The organism is Polaromonas sp., assembly GCF_036676035.1.
Classification (GTDB): Bacteria; Pseudomonadota; Gammaproteobacteria; order Burkholderiales; family Burkholderiaceae_C; genus Polaromonas.
Genome location: NZ_JAKFDR010000017.1, coordinates 1 through 23,031, shown reverse-complemented (window position 1 = coordinate 23,031; position 23,031 = coordinate 1). Strand labels below are relative to the sequence as shown.

The window sequence follows — 23,031 nt, the reverse complement described above, 5'->3', positions numbered from 1 at the left end:
CGGCGTTGCTCCTCCTTGCGGGCATTAGCCCGCAGCGTCGTGCGCCGCGAAGGGCCGCCCCCGAGCAAGCACAACCCCCTCGGGGGGCAGCGCAGTACGCGAAGCGACAAGCGTGGGGGCTACCGCACGCCTTGCCAGCCCACCCCATGACGGCCCACTCGGGCGCGTCCAACTGCCGTTTCTAGGTTCAAGGTTTCTCCATGGCCAGTAGCCTGCTTGCGCTGATAGATGACATTGCCACCGTGCTCGACGACGTGGCGGTGCTGACCAAAGTGGCCGCGAAGAAAACGGCCGGCGTGCTCGGCGACGACCTCGCCCTCAATGCCCAGCAGGTCTCGGGCGTCAAGGCCAACCGCGAGCTGCCGGTGGTCTGGGCCGTGGCCAAAGGCTCCCTGCTCAACAAGGCCATTTTGGTGCCCGCCGCGCTGGCCATCAGTGCCTTCATGGCCTGGGCCGTCACGCCCTTGCTGATGGTGGGCGGCGCCTTTCTGTGCTTCGAGGGCTTTGAAAAACTGGCGCACAAGCTCATGCACAGCAAGCACGAGCAGGCCGCGCACCATGAAGAGCTGGTCACGGCACTGGCCGATCCGTCGGTGGATCTGGTGGCGGTGGAAAAAGACAAGATCAAGGGCGCCGTGCGCACCGATTTCATTTTGTCGGCCGAGATCATTGCCATCACGCTGGGCACGGTGCAGGCCAGCCCGCTCACCACGCAGCTCACCGTGCTTGCCGGCATTGCCCTGCTCATGACGATGGGGGTGTACGGCCTGGTGGCGGGCATTGTCAAGCTGGACGACGGCGGGCTGTACCTGAGCCGGCAAAGCGGCGAGGGCGCTTTGCCGCGCCTGCAGCGCGGTCTGGGCCGGGGCATCCTGGCCGCGGCCCCCTGGCTCATGAAGAGCCTGTCGGTGGCCGGCACGGCGGCCATGTTCCTGGTGGGCGGCGGCATTTTGACGCACGGTATCCCGGCGCTGCACCACGCCATTGAGGCCCTGGCCGCACGGGCGGCTTCCCTGCCGGGCGTGGGCGCGCTGCTGCAGGCGCTGACGCCCATCACGCTCGACGCCATCACGGGCATCGTGGCCGGCGCGCTGGTGCTGGCCGGGGTGCTGCTGGTCAAGCGCGTCATGCGCAGCGTCAAAAACGGCCGGTCCGTCCGGGCCGTCTCCAGGCGTTAAGGAGTCAAGGCCATGCTGAAGAAAATTGCTATAGTTTTGATAGCTGCCGGTGCTTTGTTGTTGGCGGCTGGAGCCATTTTTCTGGCTACCTTTGATGTGAACCACTACAAGCCGCAGGCGATCGAGTGGATGAAGGCCCACAAGCAGCGCACGCTGGCAATCGACGGGCCGATCGGGCTGTCGGTGTTTCCGCAGCTCGCGGTCACGCTGTCGGACGTGCGCCTGAGCGAAAAGCTCGACGCCCAGGGCCGGGCCGAGCCGTTTGCGCAGATTCAACGCGCGCGGCTGGCGCTGCAGATCATGCCGTTGCTGGCGCGCCGCATCGAGGTGGGCAAGGTTGAAGCGCAAGGCGTGCAGCTGACCTACCTGCGCGACGCCCAGGGCGTGCGCAACATTGACGACCTGCTGGCCGGCCCTGCCGGCGCCCAGGCGCCCGCGACGCCATCGCCCGCAGCGCCGGCCAGTGCGCCCGCGTCGGCCCCCATGCACTTTGACGTGCGCGGCGTGAGCCTGCACAACGTGACGCTGCGCGTGCGCGACGAGCAGTCCAGGGTGGACGGCGTGGCCACGCTGGCCCGGCTGGAAACCGGCCGTCTGGCCAGCGGCGTCGAATCGCCGGTCAGCTTCGACATGGCGCTGGACTTCAAGGCCCCCGCCGTCAGGGGCACGCTCACGGGCCGGACCCGGCTGCAGATCGACCTGGACCCGTCCGCCGGCAAAGACCGCGCAGACAAAAAGGAAAAACAGGCGCGCGAGGAGCGCCTCACGCTGACCAATGCCGACCTGACGTTTCGCGGTGACACGCCGTCGCTCAAAAATGCCCAGCTGTCCCTCAAGGGCACGCTGGCGCTGGACGCCGCGCGTTCGGCGATGGCCGCGCACCAGCTGCAGGCCACGGTCTCGGGTCAGGTGGCGGGGCTGTTGCTCGATGGCGCCGAGCTCAGCGTGGCCCAGCTCGACTACGAGCCCGGCGCGCAAAAACTACAGCTGCAAACGCTGGCGCTGGATTTCAAGGCCAGGCAGGGCGGCAATCCGCTGCGCGCGCGGCTGAACTGGCCGCAGTTGCAGGTTCAAGGCGAGTCGCTGGGGGGCAGTGCGCTGTCGGGCGATTTTGAGCTGGGCGGCAGCACACCGGTCACCGGCAAGTTCACCAGCAGCGCACCTGCCGGCAACTTCACGCAGTTGCGCATTCCCCGCTTCAAGCTGACGCTGGATGGCGGTGCCAAGGGCAGCGGCGAGATCACCACCGATATAGGCGTGCAGCCCGCCGGCGCCAGGGTGACGCTGGACAAGTTGCAGGGCAGCGTCAAGGCGCAGGCGGCGGGCCAACTGCAGGCTTTCAGCGTGGCCGGCGCGGCCAGCTACACCGGCGGCGCTGCCCAGGCCGTCCAGTGGGACCTGCGCGGCGTGTGGGGCGGCGATCCCTACTCCACCAGCGGCAACGCGGTACTGGCGGGCACCGTGCCCACCATCCATGCCAAATTCGAGCTGGCGCGCTTCAACACCCAGCAGTTGATGCCAGTGGCCCAAGCAGCTGCCAGCTCAGAGAAAAACAAGGCCCCGGCCGGTGTCAGTCCTGCGCCAGAAGCTATTAAATCAGGAGCAACCAAGCAGGCAACGACGGACGCGATTGACCTAAGCCCGGCCACCGCCTTCAAGGGCAGCATCGACGCCTCGGTCGGCAGGCTGACGGTGCGCAACATCGTGTTTGAGTCGGCACGCGTCAGCCTGCGCGGTGACGGCAAGCGGCTGGACATTCCGGCCTTTGCCGCCAAGGTCTGGCAGGGCACACTGTCCGGCAGCGGCGCGGTGGTGCCCGCCAGCAAGAGCATTGCGCTCAAGGGGGCGGCCGAGGGCGTGCGCATCGAGCAGGCGCTGAAGGATTTGTCGGGGCGCGACCACGTGAGCGGCACCGGCCGCGTCGTGGTCGACGTGCGCAGCGCGGGCGCCACGCTCGCGCAGATCCGCTCCGGGCTGGACGGCAAGGCCCATGTGCAGCTGCGCGATGGCGCGATCAAGGGCATCAACCTGGCCAAATCCCTGCGCGAGGCCAAGGCTGCCTTGACGCTGCGCAAGGACAACGTGCACAAAGCCCGGCAGGAGGAGAAAACCGACTTCTCCGAAATCTCCGCCAGCTTTGACATCGCCCAGGGCGTGGCGCACAGCAAGGACCTCGATGGCAAGAGCCCTTTCCTGCGCCTGGCCGGCGAAGGGCAGATCGACATCGGCCGCGGCACCATCGACTACCTGGCCAAGGCCACCCTGACCGATACCGCGCAGGGGCAGGACGCCGCCGAACTCGCCGCACTGCGCGGCGTACAGGTGCCGGTCAAGCTCAGCGGTCCGCTCGAGGCGATGGAGTACAAGGTGCAGTGGTCGGCCGTGACCGCCTCGGTCGCCAAGGAAGCACTCAAAGGCAAGGTCGGTGATGCGCTGAAAGACAAGCTGGGCCTGGGCAAGAAAGATGAAGCCGCCCCGGCCGCACCCGCAGGGGCGCCGGCGCAGCCGCAATCGCCCAAGGACAAACTCAGGGACAAGTTGAAGGGCTTGCTGCGCTAGTACCGGTTAAAAAATTTGCAATCACTTTAAAGTTTCCACGTGGCTTCTCCCATCCCTCCAACGCCCAGCCTGGCTGCAAGCCCCCATCCCCTGATCCACTGGACCGAGGCGGGCGAGGCCTGCTCGGCGCTCTGGCGTTCCGAGCGCGGCGCGCTACCCCCCAAACGCGTGGTGCTGGCCGACGACACCCTGAGCGCCGACAGCGCCTACCGGCTGGCCTGCGAAGGCACGGCCATGCTCTGGCGCGGCGACTTTCACAATGCGCGGCACCTGCTGCAGGCCCTGGCGCGGCGGGCCGACAAGCCGCCAAAGAACGCTCGCAAGAAGCCGGCGGATTCAGTGAAACCTGCTGTATTGCCTGCCGAGGCCTTTCATTTGTACCGCCAGGCGCAAGCGCAACGGGCGCGAGTGCTGGGCATGGTGCTGATTCAGTTCAAGGCCGATTACGGCATCGCGCTGCGCCGTGCGCCGGATGCCCGGCAGGCCTGTGCCGAGGCCTGGGGCCCAGCCGATGAGGCTGCGGGCACTTCGGTGGCCTCCCTGCGCGAGCTGCTGGGTCTGATCAGCGCGCACGAGTGGCGCAAAAAAGGCGTTGAAATTACCGCCCTCGGCGAACCACCTCATAACCGCATTCATCCGCACTACGGCGTGTTTTCACCGGTGCGCGGCGAGTATGTGGGCCTGGTCGCTACGGCGCCCTTGCCTTTCACCGGGCAAGATCCGTTCGTGGCCTTTGATATTGGCACGGGCACCGGCGTGCTGTCCGCCGTGCTGGCGCGCCGCGGCATTGCGCATGTGGTGGCCACAGACCAGGACGCGCGCGCGCTGGCCTGCGCCAATGAGAATCTGACCCGGCTGGGCGTGGCTGGGCAGGTTGAGGTCATCAAGGCGAACTTGTTCCCCGAAGGCCAGGCGTCCCTGATCGTGTGCAACCCGCCGTGGCTGCCGGCCCGGCCCAGCTCGCCGATTGAGTACGCGGTGTACGACGAAGGCAGCCGCATGCTGCTGGGTTTTCTGAACGGTCTGGCGGCGCACCTGGCGCTGGGCGGGGAGGGCTGGCTGATTTTGTCGGATATCGCCGAACACCTGGGCCTGCGCCCGCGCGCCACGCTGCTGGCCGCCATTGAAGCGGCGGGCCTGCAGGTGCTGGGCCGGCTGGACGCACGGCCCCTGCACTCCAAGGCTTCCGACGCAGCGGACCCGCTGCACGATGCGCGCGCGGCTGAAGTCACGTCGCTTTGGCGGCTGGGGTTATTGGGGTCAGACGCCAATTTCGCTGCGGTGCGCCGCACCGCACCCTTCGGGCGTGCCGAAGGCACGGTGAATTTGGACTCTGACCCCAATAACCCATGACGATTCTGCTCGCCCCCATGGAAGGCCTGCTGGACTTCGTGCTGCGCGACATCCTCACGCGGGTGGGCGGCATTGACCGTTGCGTGTCCGAGTTCATCCGCATCACAGACCAGTTGTTGCCCGAGCGCGTGTTCACGCGCATCGTGCCCGAGCTGCACACGGGCGGGCGCACGCTGGCGGGGGTGCCGGTGCGGGCGCAGCTGCTGGGCTCGGACCCGGTGTGCCTGGCGGAAAACGCCGCCCGGCTGGCCGGGCTGGGGCCTGCCGGCATCGACCTGAACTTCGGTTGCCCGGCCAAGGTGGTGAATCGCCACGGCGGAGGAGCCGCCCTGCTGGACGAGCCCGAGACCATCGCCGCCATTGTCGCTGCCGTGCGCCGCGCCGTGCCGGCGCATCTGCCAGTGTCGGCCAAGATGCGTCTGGGCTTTAACGACGATTCGCGCGCGATCGAATGCGCGCAGGCCATAGCCGGCAGCGGCGCCAATGAGCTGGTGGTGCACGCCCGCACCAAGGCCGACGCCTACCGGCCGCCGGCCTATTGGGAGCGCATCGCGGACATTCGTGCGGTGGTGCAAATTCCGGTGGTGGCCAACGGCGAAATCTGGACGGTGGACGATGCACGCCGCTGTCGCCAAGCATCGGGCTGCGACATGCTGATGATTGGCCGTGGGGCGGTGACGGACCCCGGTCTGGGCCTGGCCATCAAGGCCTCTATGAGTGGGGCAGCAGTCCATCCGCTACCGGCTGGCGTCACCTGGCCCGCACTGGTGCCGCTGCTCACCGACTTTTGGCACATCGTCTGCACCCGGCTCGAGACCCGCTCACGCGCAGGCCGGCTCAAACAGTGGCTCAACTTTTTACGCCGCCGCTTTCCCGAGGCTGAAATCGCGTATCAAACCCTGAAAACCATCAACGACCCAGCCTTGATTGATGAATGGCTGGCGGGAGTGGTGCAGGCCCAGTTGGCTGCGAACCTGCAGCCAGGTTTGACCCTGCGGCCAGCGTCCCTCTTGACGCCGGCCCCGGTACTTGAGGCAGTGTGACGGTCGCCTTTACCGTGCAACCCACTCAAGCAGGCGTTTCCCATACAGCCCGCTGAAGGTCAAAAACAGGACTGTGATACCAACGTTCCATATCAGAATCATGACCGTTGCATCGAGCGGATGGAACAGCGACAGTGCGACCGCCGTCATCGCGGCGACCGCGAGACTCCCCATCATCGCAACCGGCGCCGGAGAGAGTCGCGCCGCATATCGAAGCATGATGAGCATCGCCAGCGACAGCGGGATGCCGGTGACCGCCAGCGTCGCAAAACAGCGCGTGGTCTCGCCGAGAGACATTCCGTCCGGTCCAATGCTGACCCAGTCCGTGAGGCAGGCATAGCCAATCGTGGAAATCCACACGGCCAGCGCGGGCGCCGGCAGTAGCAGCCATCGTCGTGATTGGCCTGGAACGCTCGCAATAAACGACGCCATCGCAGCGAGAACGCCGGTCATCAAGGCTGCCACAACGCTGGTGGCGAAAACGGGCTGGCTCAGCTTGAGTAGGAGGTCCGGCCGCACGCCATGTCCGACGGCGACCAACGCCAACATCAGCGCCGCAAACATTAGCCAACACAGGGCTCGTACCGCAGGTGGCCGCAGGCGCCGCACCGGTTTTACGTCCGTAACCAGGGAATCGATTACATCGGAGGTTGACGTCATGTCATGTCTCCAGGTTTTTTGATCATTTCGCGCAGCTTCTTCAAGGCGCGGTGTGTTGCCACTTTCAATGAGGCAACCGACATTCCGTTGGCCGCCGACGCTTCCAATAACGACAGTTCTTCAAGTTTCAGCATTCGTATGGCATCCCGTTGCCCAACTGGAAGGCGCTCCACCGCGTCACGCAGCATGCGGGCATTTACCGCCTCCTCCTGTAAGTTCGCTTCAGAGATCGACAAGGTTTCATGTTCTGGCCCAATCGGTATTTCATGCGCGCTGGAACGTCCCTGTCGCCGCAGCACGTCGATGATGCGCCGGTGGGCGATCGTCGCCAGCCAGGGGCCGAACGGGCGAGCCGGGTCGTATGTGTGGCGCACCGTGTGGATGGTCAGAAGAATATCTTGAACCGCATCCTCGACGTCACTTCGATTCCCGATGTGGCGGGCCGCGAGCGCCCGCAAATAGGGCGTGATCGCTTCGAGCAGGCGCCGGTAGGCATCGCGGTCACCCGCTTGTGCCCGCGCCATGGAGATGGACCAATCCAGCCTACCGTCGGCGCGAGTATCCGGCGCCGTGGGGCGGTGATCGGGCGCGGCTGGATCCCGAGCATCCGCTACAAGACTCAGCGTTGGGCCGGGGCGCCGCGTTTTGGAGGACATGCTCGAATTTTGCACTCTGGAGGGTGGCTATTTCGCAAAAAGTTAATTTTGCGTGCCATGTAACCTTTGGTCACTGTCAAACGAATTTCCTGACAGGGTTGCGATCCTGTGACCCGTCCCCCTAACTTTACTTTAGGAGAATCCAAAATGAGCAAACAGTTATTGGCAGCTTCGACGCTGTCTGCCGCGGTCGGTCTCGCGCTCGCATTTCAAGCGTTGCCGGTACAGGCGCAGGGTACGAAGGAGATGCCACAGGTCGTCAAGGACAACATGGCGAGGATGGAAAAAAACAAGCTGGAGAAATGCTACGGTATCAATGTCGTAGCCAAGAACGATTGCGCGGAAGGGGCGCATTCCTGTGCCGGCCAGGCCACGAAGGCGCGCGATACGAAGTCCTTCGTGATGCTGCCGGCGGGTGACTGTTCCAAGATTCAGGGTGGCAAGCTGGCGCCGGGTTGAGCGGACACCGGCGTATGAATGTTTCCGTGGTCATGCCGCAGGATGCGCCGGGCCGAATCCCGGCGAAAGCCGGTATCGGGCTGCGCTTTCGGCATCACCAGCCGGTTGCCGAGGCGCGTCCCGATGTCGCGTGGTTCGAGGTGCATACCGAAAACTACATGGGCGGCGGCACCGTGCCGCGGCATCTGGACATGATTCGCCGCGACTATCCGATCTCGCTGCACGGCGTGGGTCTGTCGCTGGGCAGTGCCGATGGACTCGACGCCGCCCATCTCGGGCGGATTCGCGATGTCGTTGACCGGGTCGAACCCGGCCTGATCTCCGAACATTTATCGTGGAGTGTCACCGGCGGCACGTACCTGGCCGACCTGTTGCCGCTGCCGCTGACTGAAGAGGCGTTGGCCATCGTCTGCCACCATGTCGACCAGGTCCAGGCATGCCTGAAGCGGCGCATCCTGATCGAAAACCCGTCGACTTATCTGCGTTTCCGGCACTCGACCATTCCGGAGTGGGAGTTTCTGGCGCACGTCGCGCAACGCACGGGTTGCGGCATTCTGTGTGACGTCAACAACATCTACGTCAGCGCCAGCAACCACGGCTGGGATGCGCTGACCTACCTTGCCGCCCTGCCGCCAGCGGCGATCGGAGAAATCCATCTCGCTGGACACAGCATCCGCGAGTTCGGTCAAGGCAGGACGCTGCGCATCGACGACCACGGCTCGCGCGTCGCGCCGCAGGTCTGGGCGCTCTATCGCGAGGCACTTAAGCGCTTCGGGCCGATTCCGACACTGATCGAATGGGATACCAACGTGCCACCGCTGGAAGTCCTGATGGAGGAAGCAGCCATCGCCGAGGCAATCATCGAGGAACACTGCAATGAAGTCGCATGCGCCAACGCTGATTGAACTTCAGCACGCGATTCGCCAAGGCCTGCAGGGCGGCGTGGACGGGGACGCGTCCGCCTTTGTCATCAACGAAGGATTGGACCCTGTAGAGCGGCTCGGCATTTACCGCAACACGTCCGTCGGCGTGCTCGTGACAGCGCTCCAACTGGCCTTTCCGGCCGTGCAGCACGTGGTTGGCCCGGAATTCTTCGAGGGCGCGGCGCGGCTATTTGCCGCTGAGGCCCCGCCACGCAGTGCGTGGCTGGATGAATATGGCGCGGACTTCCCGCAATTTCTGGCGCAACTTGCGCAGGCGGCGTCGGTGCCTTATCTGCCGGACGTGGCCCGCCTCGAATGGAAGGTCAACCTCGTACTGCATGCGGCTGATGCCGAAGCGCTGGAGATCGCGCGCCTGGCGACTTTGGGCGAAGCCGAGCTTGAAAACCTGCGCTTCGAGCCGCATCCGGCGGCGCAACTGCTGCGCTGCGAGTTCCCGGCCGATGCCATCTGGCACGCGGTGCTGGAGCGTGATGATGACGCCATGGCGGCGATAGCCCTGGCAGACGGCCCGGTCTGGCTACTGGTTCAACGAACGGAGAGTGGTATCGATGTGGTGCGCTTGAGCGAGCCCGAATGGCGCATTGCCGCAGCGCTGTTTTCCGGGCAGCCATTGGGTACGGCGCTGGCGCAGGCATCTTGTGCCGAGCCGCACACCTTGCTCGCTGCCCACCTCGCGCGCGGATGCTACACGAGTTGCAGTCTGGCGCACGCGAAGATGGCACCTTGACCCCAGAGGATTCGCACATGAAAAATTCGCCCCAATCCATCAAGCCGCAACCGGCGTATGCCAATCCGTTGGCGCGTCTCGTGCGGTGGCTAGACCGGGTGCCCTACACGCTCCTCGCCATCCCGCTACGGATCGCGGTAGCCACGGTATTCTGGAATTCCGCAATGAGCAAGCTGGCGAATTGGGCCACGGCCATGGAGTTGTTCCGCGAAGAGTACAAGGTCCCGCTTCTGCCCCCGGAAGTCGCCGCCTATATGGCAGTTTCGATCGAGTTGACCGCGCCGGTGCTGCTGATGCTTGGATTGGCGACCCGGCCCGTGGCGCTGGTACTGCTTGGCATGACATCGGTCATTGAGATATTCGTCTACCCCCAGGCTTGGCCCACGCATATCCAGTGGGCTGCGATGCTGCTGGTGCTGTTATGCCGGGGGGCGGGAGCCTGCTCCCTCGACCATTTGCTGCGGCGGCGCTGGATGAGATAGCCCGCGGATGCGCCGTGTAAGTAGGCGCAAACTGAACGCCGGACGCTTGCTCCAAGCAGTGGCTCAACTTTTTGCGCCGCCGTTTTCCCGAGGCTCAATGGGCCTGCCAGGCTCTGAAGACCATCAATGCACGGCACTCATTCGACCTTGGCGCCAGAAGCCTTCACGACATTGGCCATGCGTTCATAGTCGGTGGCGAGCAAGCGGCCAAAGTCGGCGTTGCTCATGGCCTGGGGCTCGATGCCTTGCTTGTCGAGGCGTTCCAGAATCACGGGGTCTTTAAGCAGTTTGCCCATCGCAGCATTGACACGGCTGATCTCGGCCGCTGGCGTGCCTGCCGGGCCGAGCAGGCCAAACCAGGAGTCGAATTGGTAGCCCGACAAACCGCTTTCAGCAATGGTCGGAACGTCGGGCAGGTACCTGGAGCGTTTGGGCGACGTGACGCCGATCAGGCGAATGCGGCTGTCCTTGGCAAACGCCAGCGCACCAATACTGGCCGCAATCACGGCTTGCGCGCGACCCGAGATCACTTCGTTGATCGCCTCGCCCGTGGCCTTGAGCGGCAGGTGCACCAGATCGATCCCTGCCAGCCCGTTGAAATAAGCCATCGAGAGATGCGTGGCGCTGCCCACGCCTGCGGTGGCGTAGTTCATCTTGCCGGGGTTGGCCTTGGCGTAGCGAATGAACTCGGCTGCGGTTTTGGCGGGCACGTCAGGGTGAATCATCAGCACATAGCCGGCCGTGCCGATGTGGGCCATGGGCGCAAAGTCTTTTTGAGGGGAATATGGCAGCTTGGTGTAGAGCGAGCCGCTGATGTTGTGGCTGGCGGCCGCCAGCACCATGGTGCCGCTGTCGGGTGCCGACTTGGCCACATAAGCCGTGCCCACCGTGCCACCCGCCCCGGGCCGGTTTTCGACAATCACGGTTTGACCGAGCGCCGCGCCCAGCTCGGTGGACATGGATCGCGCGAGGATGTCCTGCACGCCGCCGGGCGCAAAGGGAACCACAATGCGCGTCAGCCGTGCACCGGTTTGTGCCAGCGTGGCGCCTGCGCTCAGGGCCAGGCTGGTAGCCAGAAAATCTCTGCGGTCCATCATGCTTTTCTTTCGGTTGTGGTGGTTGCGATCAGTATCAGTTCACGCAAATTTCGTCAGCCAGGCGCCGCATGAAGCGTTCGCACCAGGCCAATTGCTCCAGCGTGACCCATTCATTGGGCTGGTGCGCCTGCGCGATGTGGCCGGGGCCGCACACGATGGTAGGCACACCGGCCTGATGAAACAATGCAGCTTCCGTGCCAAACGACACCTTGCCCGCGCCGGTGCTGGCATCCACGCCTGCGCAGGTGAAGCACAGTTGCGCAATCGGGCTGTTTGCGTCGGTGGCAAAACCGGGCAGCACCGAATTGAGCTTGTGGGTGATGCCGGTGTCCGTCGCCACGGCCTGCATGGCCGGGATCAGACTGTCGGCAAAGGCCTTGGCCTCATTGAACAGCGTTTCCGGCGTGTTCATGTGGTGGTGGCGAATCTCCCAGGTTACATCGCAGTCGCGCGGAATGATGTTGAGCGCGGTGCCGCCGGCAATCACGCCGGTGTGAATGGTGGTGTGCGGGACGTCGTAAATCGGGTCGAACGGGCCTTCTTTGGCCAGCTTGCGGTGCATGGACTTGAGATGCGCAACAAATTCACAGGCAATCTCGACGGCATTGACGCCCAGCGGTGTCAGCGAAGAGTGCGCTTCAAACCCACGCACCGAAGTTTTGTAAGCGTGCTTGCCCTTGTGCGCAATCACCACCTGCATGCCGGTGGGCTCCCCCACAATGCAGCCCGCCGGCTTGAAGCCCTCACTGACCATGTCGGCGATCAGGCGGCGCACGCCGATGCAGCCGACTTCTTCGTCGTAGCTGAAAGCCAGGTGCACGGGGCGCTTGAGTTTGCGCTTGAGCAGCTCGGGCACCATCATCAGGGCCGTGGCGCCGTAGCTTTTCATGTCGGTCACGCCACGGCCATACAGCTTGTCGCCAATCACTTGCGCAACAAACGGGTCGGTGTTCCAGGGCTGGCCATCCACCGGCACTACGTCGGTGTGGCCTGACAGCACCAGACCACCGACTTTGGTTTCGCCGTTCTCGGCGGGCAGGGTGGCCCACAGGTTGGCTTTTTTGCCGCTGTCGTCGTAAGTCAGGCGGCATTCCAGACCGTGTGCTTCCAGGCGGGCGCGGGTCCATTCGATGAGGGGCAAATTGCTGTCGCGCGAAACAGAAGCAAACGAGACCCATTTTTCAATGAGAGGCAGGGCGGTGAGGTTGGCGGCCAGGACGGACTGCAAGGCTGCACTGTTGAGCGGGGCGTTCATGTCGGGGGCCTTTGGGTGAGGGGTGTCGGAGGGGGCGCCGTCAAAATTGTATGACAGGCCGTCCATATTCGCTCGATCCATTGAGGGCAGCTTTCAAGCTCATTGCAATGCCGCAGAGCGCTTGCCGCCGAACCCGGCGAGAATCCCAGATCCTGGCACCCGCGGCGCCCATGCTGCCACGTGCCCTGATTTTTGTCATCTCACCGAAAGAACCCATGAGCAACTCCCTCTACACCACCTCCATTCCCGTTTTCAGGCAAATGCTGGGCGGGCTCAGCGCTGTGCTGGCCAAGGCGGAGGCCCATGCCGGCGCCAAAAAGATAGACCCCAACGCGCTGTTGCAGGCACGCCTGTACCCCGACATGTTTGCCTTGCTGCGCCAGGTGCAGGTGGCCAGCGATTTCGCCAAGAGCGTGTCGGCCCGGCTGGCTGCTGCCCCGGTGCCTGCGTTTGAAGACACCGAGCAGACCTTTGCCGACCTGCAGGCGCGCATTGCCAAAACGCTGGCATTCATCGACAGCCTGAGCCCGGCCCAGTTTGAAGGCGCCGACACGCGCGAGATCGTCACGCAAGCCGGCACGCCCAAGGAAAAACGCTTCAGCGGCCAGTCCTACCTGCTCAACTACGGCTTGCCGCATTTCTTTTTCCACGTCACCACGGCCTATGCCATCCTGCGCCACAACGGCGTGGAAGTGGGCAAGAAGGATTACATCGGCACGTATTGAGCGCTGGAGCGCTGCGCAGGCAAGCGAATGGAAGGGCGTGCTTGAAGCCGGATTTATAAGCCAAATCGGCTATCGGCCCTTGTATTTATTGCGCTATGTGCTATTGAATTTATAGCAAATAAGCAGGCGCCGGCTGGACGCCTCGTCCCCTGCAAGCAGCCCGGATCGGCTTGCAGGCGTACAAGGACATGGGCTATGTTTTCGCGCCGGCCTTGCTGGCTTGGCGGATGGCTTCCAGGGAAATGGGCTGCGTTTTCTCGTAAGCCGTGCTGGGCTGGGGAACGGTCTCCAGGGTCATGGGCTGTGTTTTTGCATAGGCCGTGCCGGGCTTGGGGGTGTCTTCTATGGACATGGGCTGTGTTTTTGCGTAAGCCGTGCTGGGCTGATGGGCGGCTTCTGCACCGCGCACCAGCATGTCGGCATCGCGAATGGCAAACATGCGCTCCAGGTCTTTCATGACATCGGTACTGGCGTCGGCTGGGGTCGGATGCTCTTCCCACACCGAGCGGTCGGGCAGCTCGGTGTAGGGGCAGCTGTCACCGACTTCCAGCTGCCACGAGATGCCATGCAGCCACTGCGAGGCGTGGGGCTCAAAGCGCAAGATGTCGGTCATCAGCGATTGCTGGAAGGCCACCGCGTAAGTCAGCAGGCGCAGGTCCCAGTGCCGCATGATCAGCCGCACATACATGCCTTCTCCGCGGCTGCGGCTGGAGACCAGCAGCATCTGGCAGTCCAGCCAGCTTGGCGGTATGCCGTGCCGGCGCATGGAGTCGTGCAGCAGCACCTGAATCAGTTGGCGCCGCAGGTCGTTTTCCGAGCCGCCCTCGATGGTCTCGGGTGCGTCGCGTTGGCTTTTGGAATCAGCCAAGCCCAGTTTGAACACTTTCTTCAGGCCAAACATGTGTGGGATCGATAAATGCATTTTTGACTCCTGGCGACCGCACTTGGTGCAGTTGTCGGGATGCAATTTGCACCTTAACAACTACAAAACGTACTGTTACCTTTAATCGAAACATCAATCTCATCAAGGCAATTAATACCAAAAGCAGGCAATTTCTCCCTTAATGCAGGGTTTAGACCTCAAACCTCTGACTGTCAAGCCGCCAAATGGCATATATCGTTAAAAATCAGGCGCCAAACGGGCTTTTAACTTCAGCCTGGCATGCACCGGCAGCGCGGCAAGGCTGGCCATCTTGGCTTACGCAAAGCGTCCCTTGTTGGTGACCAGTGTGCAACCGGTGATGCGCCAGGCTTTGCTGGTTTGTTGTTCCAGGGTGTAAATGGCCAGCCAGGAGTCACCGCTGGCATCGGTCATCTGAACCCCTTGCACCACCTGCGCGTCCTGGCTCTCGGGCTTGAGAAAGGCCACCGACGCAGGCCGGTACACCACCGGGTAGCCGTTGCGCACCATGGCCATGAAGCGTTCGGCGCTGCGCATCATCCTGCGCACGTTGGGCGCCGCATAAGAAAAAGCCTTGGTGGCGTCGTCCGCCGCAAAGGCCGCCAGCTGCTCTTGCACCACGGCATGGATGCTCTTTTCGTCAGCGGGCGAGAGCGGCTTGGCGCTCGCAGCGGCATGCAGGGCCAGTGTGGCAGTGGCCACGGCCAGCCACCAGCGCCATTGGAAAAACAGGGTAGGTGAAACGGTTGGCATACAAAGCTCCCGGTTGAATGGAGTCACGTGGCAAACAGGCCGCATGACGTTTGCAGGTGCCACGGGTCCTGATCTTGACGGTACGCACCATGCATCCCTTCGGATGCGGTGAAGGGGTGAGTGTGAAAAGTGCCGGGCCGCCTCAAGGAAAATTAGCCCCCTCGGGGGGAATCCCTCGATACCTCAGGACGAACGGTGAGTGTGACGAGCGTGGGGGTTCTCTCTATATCCCCAACAGTTTCTTGGCGCTGCCCAGCGCCTTGATCGAATCGTCGTGCTTGCCTTCCTTGTGGAACTTTTCGCCCTCTGCACGCAGTGCCTTGACCTTGGTCAGGTCGGCCGCCGAGAGCTTGGGGCTGGTCGAGAGTTTGGCGTCTATCGCCTTCATCTCATTGGGGCAGTTGTGGGCCAAAGCCAGGGAGGAGGCGGCCAGGGCCAGCGCAGCAATGATGAATTTCATTTCAGTCTCCGTCGCAAGTCAGGAAATGCTGACCCTCAAATGCTAGCAAAAACCCGTGGTTTGCACCAGTGCCCAGGCGGGAGTATGGCCAGCGCGGGATGAGTCTCTCAGCGGCACGTCCGCGAAGTACACGAAGTGAAAAGCATAGAGGCCCGTGCGCAGCGCAGGGCCGCCCCAAGCAAGCACAGCCCCCTCGGGGGGCAGCACAGTACGCGAAGCGACAAGCGTGGGGGCTACAGACTTCAGCGCAGGGCCGCCCCAAGCAAGCACAGCCCCCTCGGGGGGCAGCGCAGTACGCGAAGCGACAAGCGTGGGGGCTAGCCTAACGCGGGCGGTCGAAAATCTGCCGGATCTGCGCCGAAAGCGCCATCGGATCAAACGGTTTGGCGATCACGTCCAGCGCGCCCAGCGCCCTGTACTGGGCCACTTCGGCCGCCTGCACCTTGGCCGTCATGAAAATCACGGGCGTGCCGGCGGTGGCCGGCAGCTGGCGCAGGGCCTGCAGCGTGCTGGGGCCGTCCATGCCGGGCATCATCACGTCCAGCAAGAGCAGGTCGGCGGCAGCGCTGGGGGCCGCTGCCAGTGCTTCACGGCCCGAGGCACAGGCCAAGACAGTAAATCCGCCAACGGCTTCAAGCGCCATCTGGGCAATCGCGCGGATGTCGGGTTCGTCTTCAACGTAAAGAATGCGATTAAGGGGGGCAGGCATGGCGAGGCTCAGCTTGTCTGACGGGAAGAAGTGGAGTGCGCAGGAGCGCGCCCGCGCGTGGCCCGCAGTTCATCATCGGAAGTTTTCGCCTTTAGCAATATGGCGGTGGCGTGCTCCCTGTCGGCGGCACTCATATCGATGGCTGAAAAAATCACCACCGGCGGTGGCGGATCGAGCGGCTCAATGTCGGCAAACAGATCCGAGCCCGACGCCTGCCCAGGGGCCAGATCAAGGTCAAGCAGCACCGCCTCCACCAGGTGGGAGCGCAGATGCACACGGGCTTCTTCCAGCGTGGCGGCAAGCTCAAACGTGGCGACGTCTGGCGAAATGGCGGTCGTGATGCGCTGGATGTCCAGGTCGTCTTCCACATGCAGAATGCGCGGCTTGTTCCCGGCGATGCCTGCAACCGCGCGACGCAAGCCGAGGACCAGCCGATTTTCATCAATTGATTTTTCAAGCCAGCCTGACACCATCAGCGGCTGGTTGCCAAATTGAAGCCTCCCCTCTTCGGCCATGGCCGACACCACCACGACGGGCAGATGACGCGTGTGCTTTTCACCGCGCAGCGCACGGATCAGCGAGGCGCCGTCCTGGCCGGGCAGTCTCAGGTTCACCGTCATGGCGGCATAGGTCTGGATCGCCAGCAGCTCCAGTGCCTGCGCCGCACTGTGCACCATGTCGACGTCAAAGCCGCCCTTGTCGATCATCGTGCCGATCAGTCGCGCGACGTCGGGGTCGTCCTCGCACACCAGGATGCGCGGCCTGGGCGCCGTGTAGCCTGGCGCGACGGGGTCTGTGTCTGCGTCTGCGTCTGCAACGGCAGCTTGGATGGTTTGCCATTCGGGCAGTTCAAAAAAGAAGGTCGTTCCAATGCCTGTCTCGGAATTGAAGCCCATGCCGCCGCCCATGCGCTCAACGATGGCTCGCGAAATGCTCAAACCCAGGCCGGTGCCCCCACTTTGCCGCGTATCCGACGAGTCGGCCTGCGAGAACTTCTGGAAGATGCGCTTGCGAAACTCCTCCGGGATGCCCGAACCATGGTCGATCACCTCGACGCGCACCCGTTCGCCGGCCCGCAGCAGCCTGACCTGAACCGGCGTCTGCGGCGGCGAGAACTTCACGGCATTGGACAGCAGGTTGGTGATGACCTGCGTGAGGCAGTCACTGTCGATATTGGCGCGCAGGGTGTCGTCGGGGGCATCCAGCGCCAGCGTGACCTGGTGCTGCGCGGCGAAGCCTTCGTTGGCCGCCAGCGCCTGTTCCAGCAGGGGTTTGAGCGCGGTCACCTGCAGCTCAAAGCGCATTTTTCCGGACTCGATTTTTTCGCTGTCCAGGATGGCGTTGATCAGGCGGATCAGGCGTTCGCAGTTGTCCTTGGCAATGTCCACCAGTTTTTTGGCCTTGTCGGGCAGCGCGCCGGCCACACCGCCGGAGATCAGACCCAGGGAGCCACGGATCGAGGTGAGCGGCGTGCGCAGCTCGTGACTCACGGTCGAGACAAACTCGCTCTTCATGCGGTCAATGCGCTTTAACTCGGTGATGTCGTTGCCCAGCGCATAAAAGCCGATCACCTGGCCTTCCTGCTTACCCTCGCCGTAGCGCGGGAGGTACTTGAAGTCGTAGTCCCGCAGGTCGCCCTGGGCGTTCATCCTGGACCCTTCGTAGCGAACCGAGTAACCCGAGAGCGCATCTTCAATCTTGTCGCGTACCTTCTCATAAGCGTCGTCGCCCAGTACCTGGCGCAGGGGTTTTCCATGGAGTTGATTGTGGGTCAGGCCAAAGCTTTCCTCGTAGGCCTTGTTGTGAAACTGGAGGCGCTGCTCCGCGTCCACGTAGGCTAACAGCGCCGGCACGGTGTCGCTCATCTGCCGCAGCTGGGATTCGCTGGTGTGCAGCGCATCGCTGATGCGCTTGGTTTCCGTGATGTCGCGCACAATGGTCGTGAACAGTCGCCTGCCGTCCACCGTCACGTCACCGAACGACAGCTGCAGCGCAATCTCGTCGCCGTTCTTGCGCAGGCCGGGCATTTCGCGGCCGGATTCCTTGAGCCCTTCCGGCCGGGAGAGCAGGGAAATGAACAGCATTTGAAGCGGGCCGCGGTTACGGGTCGGCACCAGTTGCGTCACCGGATGCCCCAGCAGTTCCGGCAGCTGGTAGCCAAACAGTTCCAGGCCGGCCGCGTTGACGTTCGAGATGAGGCCATCCGCGGTGGCCGTGATCACCCCCTCGGCCATGCTTTCGGTCACTGCACGGCTCATGGCCACACTGTCGGACAGCTGGGCTTCTACCCGCCGGCGCTTCGCTTCGTAGAAGTTGATCACGAAGATCGCCCAGACCAGCAGCCCCAGCGAGAGCAGGCCGCCCGCCAGGATCAGCAGTTTGATGACTTGCGCGCTGCGCTCGGTTTTGTCGCGTGAACGCTGCAAGGCGAGTGATTCACCGGCCTTAATGCTCTCGACCAGGTTGTCGATATTTTCACGAAGCTGGCGATTCGAGTCGCTGCCAGCCAACTCGGCGAGTTTCAGTTGGGAAACCATCCGTTCCAGCTGCAGCACAGCCTCCTGCGAGCCGCTCTCGGTGTGGGCATCGTCCAGCAATGCGTTGATGGTCATGTAAGAGCCCACGCCAATCAGCAGCAGGAGCGCCAGTCCCGCGCCCAGCGCCAGGTTGATCTTGGTGCGGAAGGTGAATGTCATGGCAGCGTGAGGGGTGATTGGGAAGGCAGGCTGAGCCTGACCGCGTTGATCGCTTGCGTGATTTGCAGTTGCTGCGCGCCCGTGGGCGCTGCACCGGCATCCATCAGGGCCCGAACGGCCAACTCCAGCGCATGGCCGGCATGGCTCAAATCGCGAAAGCCGTAAGTTCCGGCCGTGCCATGCAGACTGTGGGCCAGGCGCTCCAGGGCGCCGAGTTTGTCGGGGGCCTCGCCGGCCTGCTGGGCGTCGTGCCACAGCGCTTCTATCTGGGTCATTTTTTCGGGCAGCGTGCGCCGGTAATCGGCGCGCTGGGCCTCCATGAATTGCAAAAGCTCAAGCCTGGACCGGCTCATGACGGGGGTTGCAGTGCCAGTCGCTTATCTGGCTTTTTCCGGCCAGGGGTCGGTGCTCGGAGGGATGGCCGGCGGGTCATCGGGCAGGCCAGCCACGGTGCGCACGGCTTTGAGCAAGGCGTCGGCCTCGAAGGGCTTGGTGACATAGCCGTCTGCACCCCCGGCCAGGCCTTTGATGACCGCTTCGCGCGTGGCCTTGCCGGTCAGCATGATCACCGGCACGTTCTTGAGCGCCGGGTGCTGGCGCATCCTGAGCAGAATGTCGAAGCCGTCGGCGTCGGGCAGCATCACGTCCAGCAGGACCAGATCGGGGACCGGGAGTTTGCGCAATTCGGCGACGATCTCGGCCCGCGCGCCGGCGATACGCACATCGAAGCCCTCAAAGGTCAGGTAGTGCTGCAGAAACTTGGCCAGGTAGGGCTCATCTTCCACGATGAGGGCGGACAGCTCCTCACCTTCTGCCAGCACGCGCAGCGGCCGCTTGCGCGCAATGCGCACGAAGTAGCCGGCTTTTTGCAGCGAGGCGGCGCCGGCATCGGCTTGGGCCGTGGCCCGCGTCAGCGCTTTCTTCGTGGGCTTGATCGTGAACTGGTCGGCAAACGGATCGTCTATCCGGATATGCAGCAGCCCCTTGTCGACCAGCCGCGAGAAGGCGGCATCGAAGTGATCGGGCGCAAAAGGCTTCATGCCCGCCTTGATCTGGCCGATGCTGAGGATGCCATCCACCCGGACCAGCAATTCAACTGCTGCGGGCGAGGCCGTGGTCATGCAACCGCGCAACTGGTATTCGCCCAGGGGCGTCAGCGAATAAACCTCTTTGTCGTGCACGGTGCGTCAGCCCTTGTTCATGCTTGCCGGCAGGCTCCTGGCCATTGGCTTGTCTTCTCAAAATTCTAGTGACTTCGCCAGGACCGCCAAGCCAAGAAAAGACGGGGGAAAGGCGCGCTGTTTCCAGGGCAACGAGTCTGGGTTAGCGGCTTGAACAGGTATCAGCGCCCGGTGCTTGAAAAACAAAACCCAGCCGGACGGGGCTGGGTTTTTGGAGGGCTGGGTAGCCGGTGAAGGGTTTACTTGCCGTTCCCGCCGCCACCACCACCACCGCCACCGCCGCCGCCACCACCACCGCTGCCGCCGCCGTTGTTACCACCGCCGCCACCGCCGTGGCCACCACCGGCGCCGCCAGCATTTGAGCCTCCCTTGCCGGAGCCGCTTCCTTTACCGGAAGAGCCGGCTGTGCGCTCAGTCTTGCTTGCCTTGGCCGTCCGCTCAGACTTCAGGCCGGCTTTGGCATGGCTGGTTTTGGAGGCGCTGACGATAGCGCCGAGTTTCACGCCCATGGACTGGGCAATCTTGCCCCAGCCCATGCCGGCGCTGCGCTGTGCCAGCACGCCGGCCATGGTGACTTCACCTGTGGCGGTCGTGATCTTGCCGCCGTTGAGCGCTGCCGCCAGCTGTGCCGGGGTGGGCTGGGTAATGCCGACCTTGGCCAGGTCAGCCTTGGCCAGCGCCAGCGCGATGTTGACATTGCCGTAGCCGAGCTTGCCGGTGGCCGGGGTAAAGGTGGCCGAGGGTGCGCCGGCGTTGGGGCCTGCGGGGTCGGCCGTCAGCGTGATGGAAGAATCCGTGCGAAGCCCGCTCACCAGGGCGTCAGAGTTTGTTTGCGAGCCCGCAAACGTGCTGTAGTTCGAAGCCAGCCTGGCTTCCTGCGTGTTGGTTGACGTCTGCGCAAAAACAGGGGTGCCAACGAGCATGAAGGCACTGGCCACTGCCAGCGCAACGATTGTCTTTTTGAGCAACATGAAACTAACCTCGTCTTTGATCCAGGTAAATGCCTGCCGAATCATTCTAGGCAGCGCTTGCGGGTGTGCTGTGTCAGACAAGCGCCTTGTTTCAAATCAATACACTTGGGCGATATTGGTAACACGCCCTGAGCCGTCAGCGCAGGCGGTATGTCACAGGGCTGTGGGCCGGGCGCAACGACGGCCGCAGACCGACACCCGCTTGATGTGCAGGCGCGATGGGTGGCAGCTGATTTAAGCCGGCTCTACGTCGACGACGCCATCTTTGCGGATGGACGCGTGGTCCCGGCGGTCTCTGAGCCGCCCCAGCGTGTTTTCCAGCGCCCGCTTCAGCTTGCTGGTGGCGACCCGGAAGGCCTCGTCCATGCTGGGCGCGTGGTGATTGACCGCAATCGGCTGGTGATGCGCCAGGCGCGCTTCCATCATGCAGCGCTTGTTGCCACCGGATTTCTCGCTGTTTTCGTCGCTCAGATGCACTTCGATCCGGGTCACATCGTCCTTGAAGCGGCTCAGGGTTTCTTTCAATTCGGCGCTGGCCCAGCGCTCCAGTGCGTCCTTGTTCTCAATGCCGTTGCTGGTGTTGACTTGAACTTGCATACGGGTGTCCTTGTTGCGGGTTGGGTGGCCGCGGGCCGTGCCGCAGGGCACTGGTCAACGCGTCGGACAGTCATCGTCTTGGCGGTACGAAGCTTCATTTTCCCTGATTAAATGCAGGCGTGCGCGCGGCCTGCTTTCAACCCTTGATGCGGGAAGTCGGATACGGTCGTGTTGCGATTAAGGCTGCTTGACCAGCGGTGTTTTCATGGGCCGGCGGGCCCTTAGAACCTGTTTACGATCTGAACGGGGCCGCGCAAGCACCTTGTCGGGATGGGATGCAAGGCGCGGTGCGCCGCCCATAGCCTGGCTATGGGCAAGCGCCGCAACGCCGCAGACCGCCCGAGAAGGCGCTTGCCCTTCGGGTTGGGGTGAAATCGGGCGATTGAGCCACCCGGTCCCTTGCATGGGCATTAGCCCATGCGGCGAACCCGGGCGCCCCACTCATTCCGATTGCACCCCAACGCGGCCCCGTTTAGATCGTAAACAGGTTCTGAGGCCCGCCGGGGCCCGTCCTGAAGGAGGGCACCCCCCTACAATCGACTTACTTCAACTTTCAGTGAACCCCCGCCCATGCAAGTCAGCGCATCCATTTTCAAGGCCTATGACATTCGCGGCGTCGTGCCGTCCACCATCAACGATGAGATGGCCGAGGCCCTTGGGAAAGCCTTTGGCACGGTGGCGCTGGCGGAAGGGGAGAAAACCGTGGCCGTGGGCCGCGACGGCCGGCTCAGCGGGCCCTCGCTCAGCGCAGCGCTCATGCGCGGCCTGGCGGCATCCGGTGTCAATGTGATCGATGTCGGCATGGTCACCACGCCCATGCTGTACTTCGCGGCCAACACCCTGGCCACCTCGGGCATCCAGGTCACCGGCAGCCACAACCCCAAGGACTACAACGGCTTCAAGATGGTGATGGCCGGCCGGGCGATTTATGGCGAGGACATCCAGGTCCTGCGCCGCCTGATCGAGTCGGAAGGCTGGGCGAAGCCGGCGCAGGGCGGCACCATCAGCCGCGTGGATGTTGAAAAGGATTACCGCGACCGCATTGTTTCCGACATCAAGCTGGAGCGCCCGCTGAAGATCGTCATCGATTCGGGCAATGGCATTGCCGGTGCCTCGGCCCCCGCCATTTTTCGCGCCCTGGGATGCGAAGTGATCGAGCTGTTCAGCGAAGTCGATGGCAACTTCCCCAACCACCACCCCGACCCGAGCAAACCCGAGAACCTGCAGGACTTGATCAAGGCGCTGCAAAGTGGCAACGCCGAACTGGGCCTGGCCTTTGACGGCGACGGTGACCGGCTGGGCATTGTGACCAAGGACGGCCAGAACATCTACCCCGACCGGCAGATGATGCTGTTTGCGCGCGACGTGCTGTCGCGCGTGCCGGGCGGCACGATTTTGTTCGACGTGAAGTGCTCGCAGCGCCTGGCGCCCGAGATCGAGGCGGCTGGCGGCGTGCCGCTGATGTACAAGACCGGCCACTCGCTGATCAAGGCCAAGATGAAGGAAGTCAACTCACCGCTGGGCGGCGAGATGAGCGGCCACATCTTCTTCAAGGAGCGCTGGTTTGGTTTTGACGACGGCACCTACGCCGGTGCACGCCTGCTCGAAATCCTGAGCCGCGTGCC

23 protein-coding genes are annotated in these 23,031 nt (G+C 63.5%); 10 read left to right on the top strand and 13 right to left on the bottom strand.

Annotated elements, in window-relative coordinates:
• Nucleotides 1-200 precede the first annotated feature (200 nt).
• The 4 genes from V6M61_RS04300 to V6M61_RS04285 are packed head-to-tail and all read left to right on the top strand — an operon-like array spanning nt 201 to nt 6,133.
• Complete coding sequence (locus tag V6M61_RS04300) at nt 201-1,178, top strand: DUF808 domain-containing protein (protein ID WP_332775332.1); 978 nt, start codon at nt 201-203, stop codon at nt 1,176-1,178.
• Nucleotides 1,179-1,190: 12 nt separating this feature from the next.
• Entirely contained in the window at nt 1,191-3,737 is a 2,547-nt protein-coding gene (locus V6M61_RS04295) for an AsmA family protein (RefSeq protein WP_332775331.1), read from the top strand.
• A gap of 39 nt (nt 3,738-3,776) precedes the next feature.
• Entirely contained in the window at nt 3,777-5,090 is a 1,314-nt protein-coding gene (locus tag V6M61_RS04290) for a class I SAM-dependent methyltransferase (protein ID WP_332775330.1), read from the top strand.
• Nucleotides 5,087-6,133 (top strand): tRNA-dihydrouridine synthase, encoded by a 1,047-nt coding sequence (locus tag V6M61_RS04285; RefSeq protein WP_332775329.1) that lies wholly within the window; start codon nt 5,087-5,089, stop codon nt 6,131-6,133. Before V6M61_RS04290 ends, V6M61_RS04285 begins: the two co-directional genes overlap by 4 nt.
• A 9-nt stretch (nt 6,134-6,142) precedes the next feature.
• On the opposite strand, the gene V6M61_RS04280 is transcribed toward V6M61_RS04285, so the two are convergent.
• Both V6M61_RS04280 and V6M61_RS04275 read right to left on the bottom strand, forming a co-directional pair.
• Nucleotides 6,143-6,793 (bottom strand): DUF1109 domain-containing protein, encoded by a 651-nt coding sequence (locus tag V6M61_RS04280; RefSeq protein ID WP_332775328.1) that lies wholly within the window; start codon nt 6,791-6,793, stop codon nt 6,143-6,145.
• Nucleotides 6,790-7,317 (bottom strand): sigma-70 family RNA polymerase sigma factor, encoded by a 528-nt coding sequence (locus tag V6M61_RS04275; RefSeq protein WP_332775327.1) that lies wholly within the window; start codon nt 7,315-7,317, stop codon nt 6,790-6,792. The genes V6M61_RS04280 and V6M61_RS04275 overlap by 4 nt, the downstream gene beginning before the upstream one ends.
• Before the next feature lie 279 nt (nt 7,318-7,596).
• On the opposite strand from V6M61_RS04275, the gene bufA1 reads away from it, so the two are divergent.
• From bufA1 to V6M61_RS04255, 4 genes are read left to right on the top strand one after another with little or no spacing between them, the layout of a single operon-like run.
• The gene (bufA1, locus tag V6M61_RS04270) at nt 7,597-7,908 is read left to right on the top strand and encodes a DUF2282 domain-containing protein (RefSeq protein ID WP_332775326.1); all 312 of its coding nucleotides are present in this window, start codon (nt 7,597-7,599) and stop codon (nt 7,906-7,908) included.
• A 14-nt stretch (nt 7,909-7,922) separates the two neighbouring features.
• Entirely contained in the window at nt 7,923-8,813 is an 891-nt protein-coding gene (gene bufB / locus V6M61_RS04265) for an MNIO family bufferin maturase (RefSeq protein ID WP_332775325.1), read from the top strand.
• The gene (locus V6M61_RS04260) at nt 8,785-9,579 is read left to right on the top strand and encodes an HvfC/BufC N-terminal domain-containing protein (protein WP_332775324.1); all 795 of its coding nucleotides are present in this window, start codon (nt 8,785-8,787) and stop codon (nt 9,577-9,579) included. Before bufB ends, V6M61_RS04260 begins: the two co-directional genes overlap by 29 nt.
• Nucleotides 9,580-9,596: 17 nt before the next feature.
• A complete protein-coding gene (locus V6M61_RS04255; RefSeq protein ID WP_332775323.1) occupies nt 9,597-10,061 on the top strand; it encodes a DoxX family protein in 465 nt (154 codons plus the stop codon).
• Between the two features lie 137 nt (nt 10,062-10,198).
• On the opposite strand, the gene V6M61_RS04250 is transcribed toward V6M61_RS04255, so the two are convergent.
• Nucleotides 10,199-11,158, bottom strand: a complete 960-nt coding sequence (locus V6M61_RS04250) for a tripartite tricarboxylate transporter substrate binding protein (protein WP_332775322.1) — start codon at nt 11,156-11,158, stop codon at nt 10,199-10,201.
• 34 nt (nt 11,159-11,192) lie between these two features.
• Entirely contained in the window at nt 11,193-12,413 is a 1,221-nt protein-coding gene (argE, locus tag V6M61_RS04245) for an acetylornithine deacetylase (protein ID WP_332775321.1), read from the bottom strand.
• 215 nt (nt 12,414-12,628) lie between these two features.
• Here argE and V6M61_RS04240 point away from each other — a divergent pair, with 215 nt between their 5' ends.
• Nucleotides 12,629-13,138: a DUF1993 domain-containing protein gene (locus tag V6M61_RS04240; protein ID WP_332775320.1), complete on the top strand. Its 510-nt coding sequence runs from the start codon at nt 12,629-12,631 to the stop codon at nt 13,136-13,138.
• A gap of 193 nt (nt 13,139-13,331) precedes the next feature.
• Here the strand turns inward: V6M61_RS04240 and V6M61_RS04235 are convergent, their stop codons facing one another.
• The 9 genes from V6M61_RS04235 to V6M61_RS04195 all read right to left on the bottom strand — a co-directional run bounded on the left by V6M61_RS04235 (nt 13,332) and on the right by V6M61_RS04195 (nt 21,406).
• Nucleotides 13,332-14,060 carry a hypothetical protein gene (locus V6M61_RS04235; RefSeq protein ID WP_332775319.1) on the bottom strand — a complete coding sequence of 243 codons (729 nt, stop codon included), beginning with the start codon at nt 14,058-14,060 and terminating at the stop codon, nt 13,332-13,334.
• Nucleotides 14,061-14,336: 276 nt separating this feature from the next.
• The gene (locus V6M61_RS04230; RefSeq protein ID WP_332775318.1) at nt 14,337-14,792 is read right to left on the bottom strand and encodes a DUF4864 domain-containing protein; all 456 of its coding nucleotides are present in this window, start codon (nt 14,790-14,792) and stop codon (nt 14,337-14,339) included.
• Between the two features lie 223 nt (nt 14,793-15,015).
• The gene (locus V6M61_RS04225; RefSeq protein WP_332775317.1) at nt 15,016-15,252 is read right to left on the bottom strand and encodes a hypothetical protein; all 237 of its coding nucleotides are present in this window, start codon (nt 15,250-15,252) and stop codon (nt 15,016-15,018) included.
• 322 nt (nt 15,253-15,574) lie between these two features.
• Nucleotides 15,575-15,961, bottom strand: coding sequence for a response regulator (locus tag V6M61_RS04220; RefSeq protein WP_332775316.1), 387 nt, complete (start codon nt 15,959-15,961; stop codon nt 15,575-15,577).
• Nucleotides 15,962-15,969: 8 nt separating this feature from the next.
• Nucleotides 15,970-18,657, bottom strand: coding sequence for a PAS domain S-box protein (locus V6M61_RS04215; RefSeq protein ID WP_332775315.1), 2,688 nt, complete (start codon nt 18,655-18,657; stop codon nt 15,970-15,972).
• Entirely contained in the window at nt 18,654-19,010 is a 357-nt protein-coding gene (locus tag V6M61_RS04210; protein ID WP_332775314.1) for an Hpt domain-containing protein, read from the bottom strand. The genes V6M61_RS04215 and V6M61_RS04210 overlap by 4 nt, the downstream gene beginning before the upstream one ends.
• 24 nt (nt 19,011-19,034) lie before the next feature.
• Nucleotides 19,035-19,838: a response regulator transcription factor gene (locus V6M61_RS04205; RefSeq protein WP_332775313.1), complete on the bottom strand. Its 804-nt coding sequence runs from the start codon at nt 19,836-19,838 to the stop codon at nt 19,035-19,037.
• 239 nt (nt 19,839-20,077) lie between these two features.
• Entirely contained in the window at nt 20,078-20,809 is a 732-nt protein-coding gene (locus tag V6M61_RS04200; RefSeq protein ID WP_332775312.1) for a hypothetical protein, read from the bottom strand.
• A 234-nt stretch (nt 20,810-21,043) separates the two neighbouring features.
• Nucleotides 21,044-21,406, bottom strand: a complete 363-nt coding sequence (locus V6M61_RS04195; protein WP_332775311.1) for an HPF/RaiA family ribosome-associated protein — start codon at nt 21,404-21,406, stop codon at nt 21,044-21,046.
• Nucleotides 21,407-21,976: 570 nt separating this feature from the next.
• On the opposite strand from V6M61_RS04195, the gene V6M61_RS04190 reads away from it, so the two are divergent.
• On the top strand, nt 21,977-23,031 hold a 1,055-nt coding region (locus tag V6M61_RS04190; RefSeq protein WP_332775310.1), incomplete at its 3' end, for a phosphomannomutase/phosphoglucomutase.

Excerpts from the sequence above, each read along its gene's own strand:
- argE (WP_332775321.1), bottom strand. The coding sequence starts at position 12,413 with ATGAACGCCCCGCTCAACAGTGCAGCCTTGCAGTCCGTCCTGGCCGCC.
- V6M61_RS04210 (WP_332775314.1), bottom strand. The coding sequence starts at position 19,010 with ATGAGCCGGTCCAGGCTTGAGCTTTTGCAATTCATGGAGGCCCAGCGC.
- bufA1 (WP_332775326.1), top strand. The coding sequence starts at position 7,597 with ATGAGCAAACAGTTATTGGCAGCTTCGACGCTGTCTGCCGCGGTCGGT.
- V6M61_RS04220 (WP_332775316.1), bottom strand. The coding sequence starts at position 15,961 with ATGCCTGCCCCCCTTAATCGCATTCTTTACGTTGAAGACGAACCCGAC.
- V6M61_RS04230 (WP_332775318.1), bottom strand. The coding sequence starts at position 14,792 with ATGCCAACCGTTTCACCTACCCTGTTTTTCCAATGGCGCTGGTGGCTG.
- V6M61_RS04260 (WP_332775324.1), top strand. The coding sequence starts at position 8,785 with ATGAAGTCGCATGCGCCAACGCTGATTGAACTTCAGCACGCGATTCGC.
- V6M61_RS04280 (WP_332775328.1), bottom strand. The coding sequence starts at position 6,793 with ATGACGTCAACCTCCGATGTAATCGATTCCCTGGTTACGGACGTAAAA.
- V6M61_RS04255 (WP_332775323.1), top strand. The coding sequence starts at position 9,597 with ATGAAAAATTCGCCCCAATCCATCAAGCCGCAACCGGCGTATGCCAAT.
- V6M61_RS04275 (WP_332775327.1), bottom strand. The coding sequence starts at position 7,317 with ATGGCGCGGGCACAAGCGGGTGACCGCGATGCCTACCGGCGCCTGCTC.
- V6M61_RS04225 (WP_332775317.1), bottom strand. The coding sequence starts at position 15,252 with ATGAAATTCATCATTGCTGCGCTGGCCCTGGCCGCCTCCTCCCTGGCT.
- V6M61_RS04250 (WP_332775322.1), bottom strand. The coding sequence starts at position 11,158 with ATGATGGACCGCAGAGATTTTCTGGCTACCAGCCTGGCCCTGAGCGCA.
- V6M61_RS04235 (WP_332775319.1), bottom strand. The coding sequence starts at position 14,060 with ATGCATTTATCGATCCCACACATGTTTGGCCTGAAGAAAGTGTTCAAA.
- V6M61_RS04300 (WP_332775332.1), top strand. The coding sequence starts at position 201 with ATGGCCAGTAGCCTGCTTGCGCTGATAGATGACATTGCCACCGTGCTC.
- V6M61_RS04240 (WP_332775320.1), top strand. The coding sequence starts at position 12,629 with ATGAGCAACTCCCTCTACACCACCTCCATTCCCGTTTTCAGGCAAATG.
- V6M61_RS04200 (WP_332775312.1), bottom strand. The coding sequence starts at position 20,809 with ATGTTGCTCAAAAAGACAATCGTTGCGCTGGCAGTGGCCAGTGCCTTC.
- V6M61_RS04295 (WP_332775331.1), top strand. The coding sequence starts at position 1,191 with ATGCTGAAGAAAATTGCTATAGTTTTGATAGCTGCCGGTGCTTTGTTG.
- V6M61_RS04285 (WP_332775329.1), top strand. The coding sequence starts at position 5,087 with ATGACGATTCTGCTCGCCCCCATGGAAGGCCTGCTGGACTTCGTGCTG.
- bufB (WP_332775325.1), top strand. The coding sequence starts at position 7,923 with ATGAATGTTTCCGTGGTCATGCCGCAGGATGCGCCGGGCCGAATCCCG.
- V6M61_RS04195 (WP_332775311.1), bottom strand. The coding sequence starts at position 21,406 with ATGCAAGTTCAAGTCAACACCAGCAACGGCATTGAGAACAAGGACGCA.
- V6M61_RS04215 (WP_332775315.1), bottom strand. The coding sequence starts at position 18,657 with ATGACATTCACCTTCCGCACCAAGATCAACCTGGCGCTGGGCGCGGGA.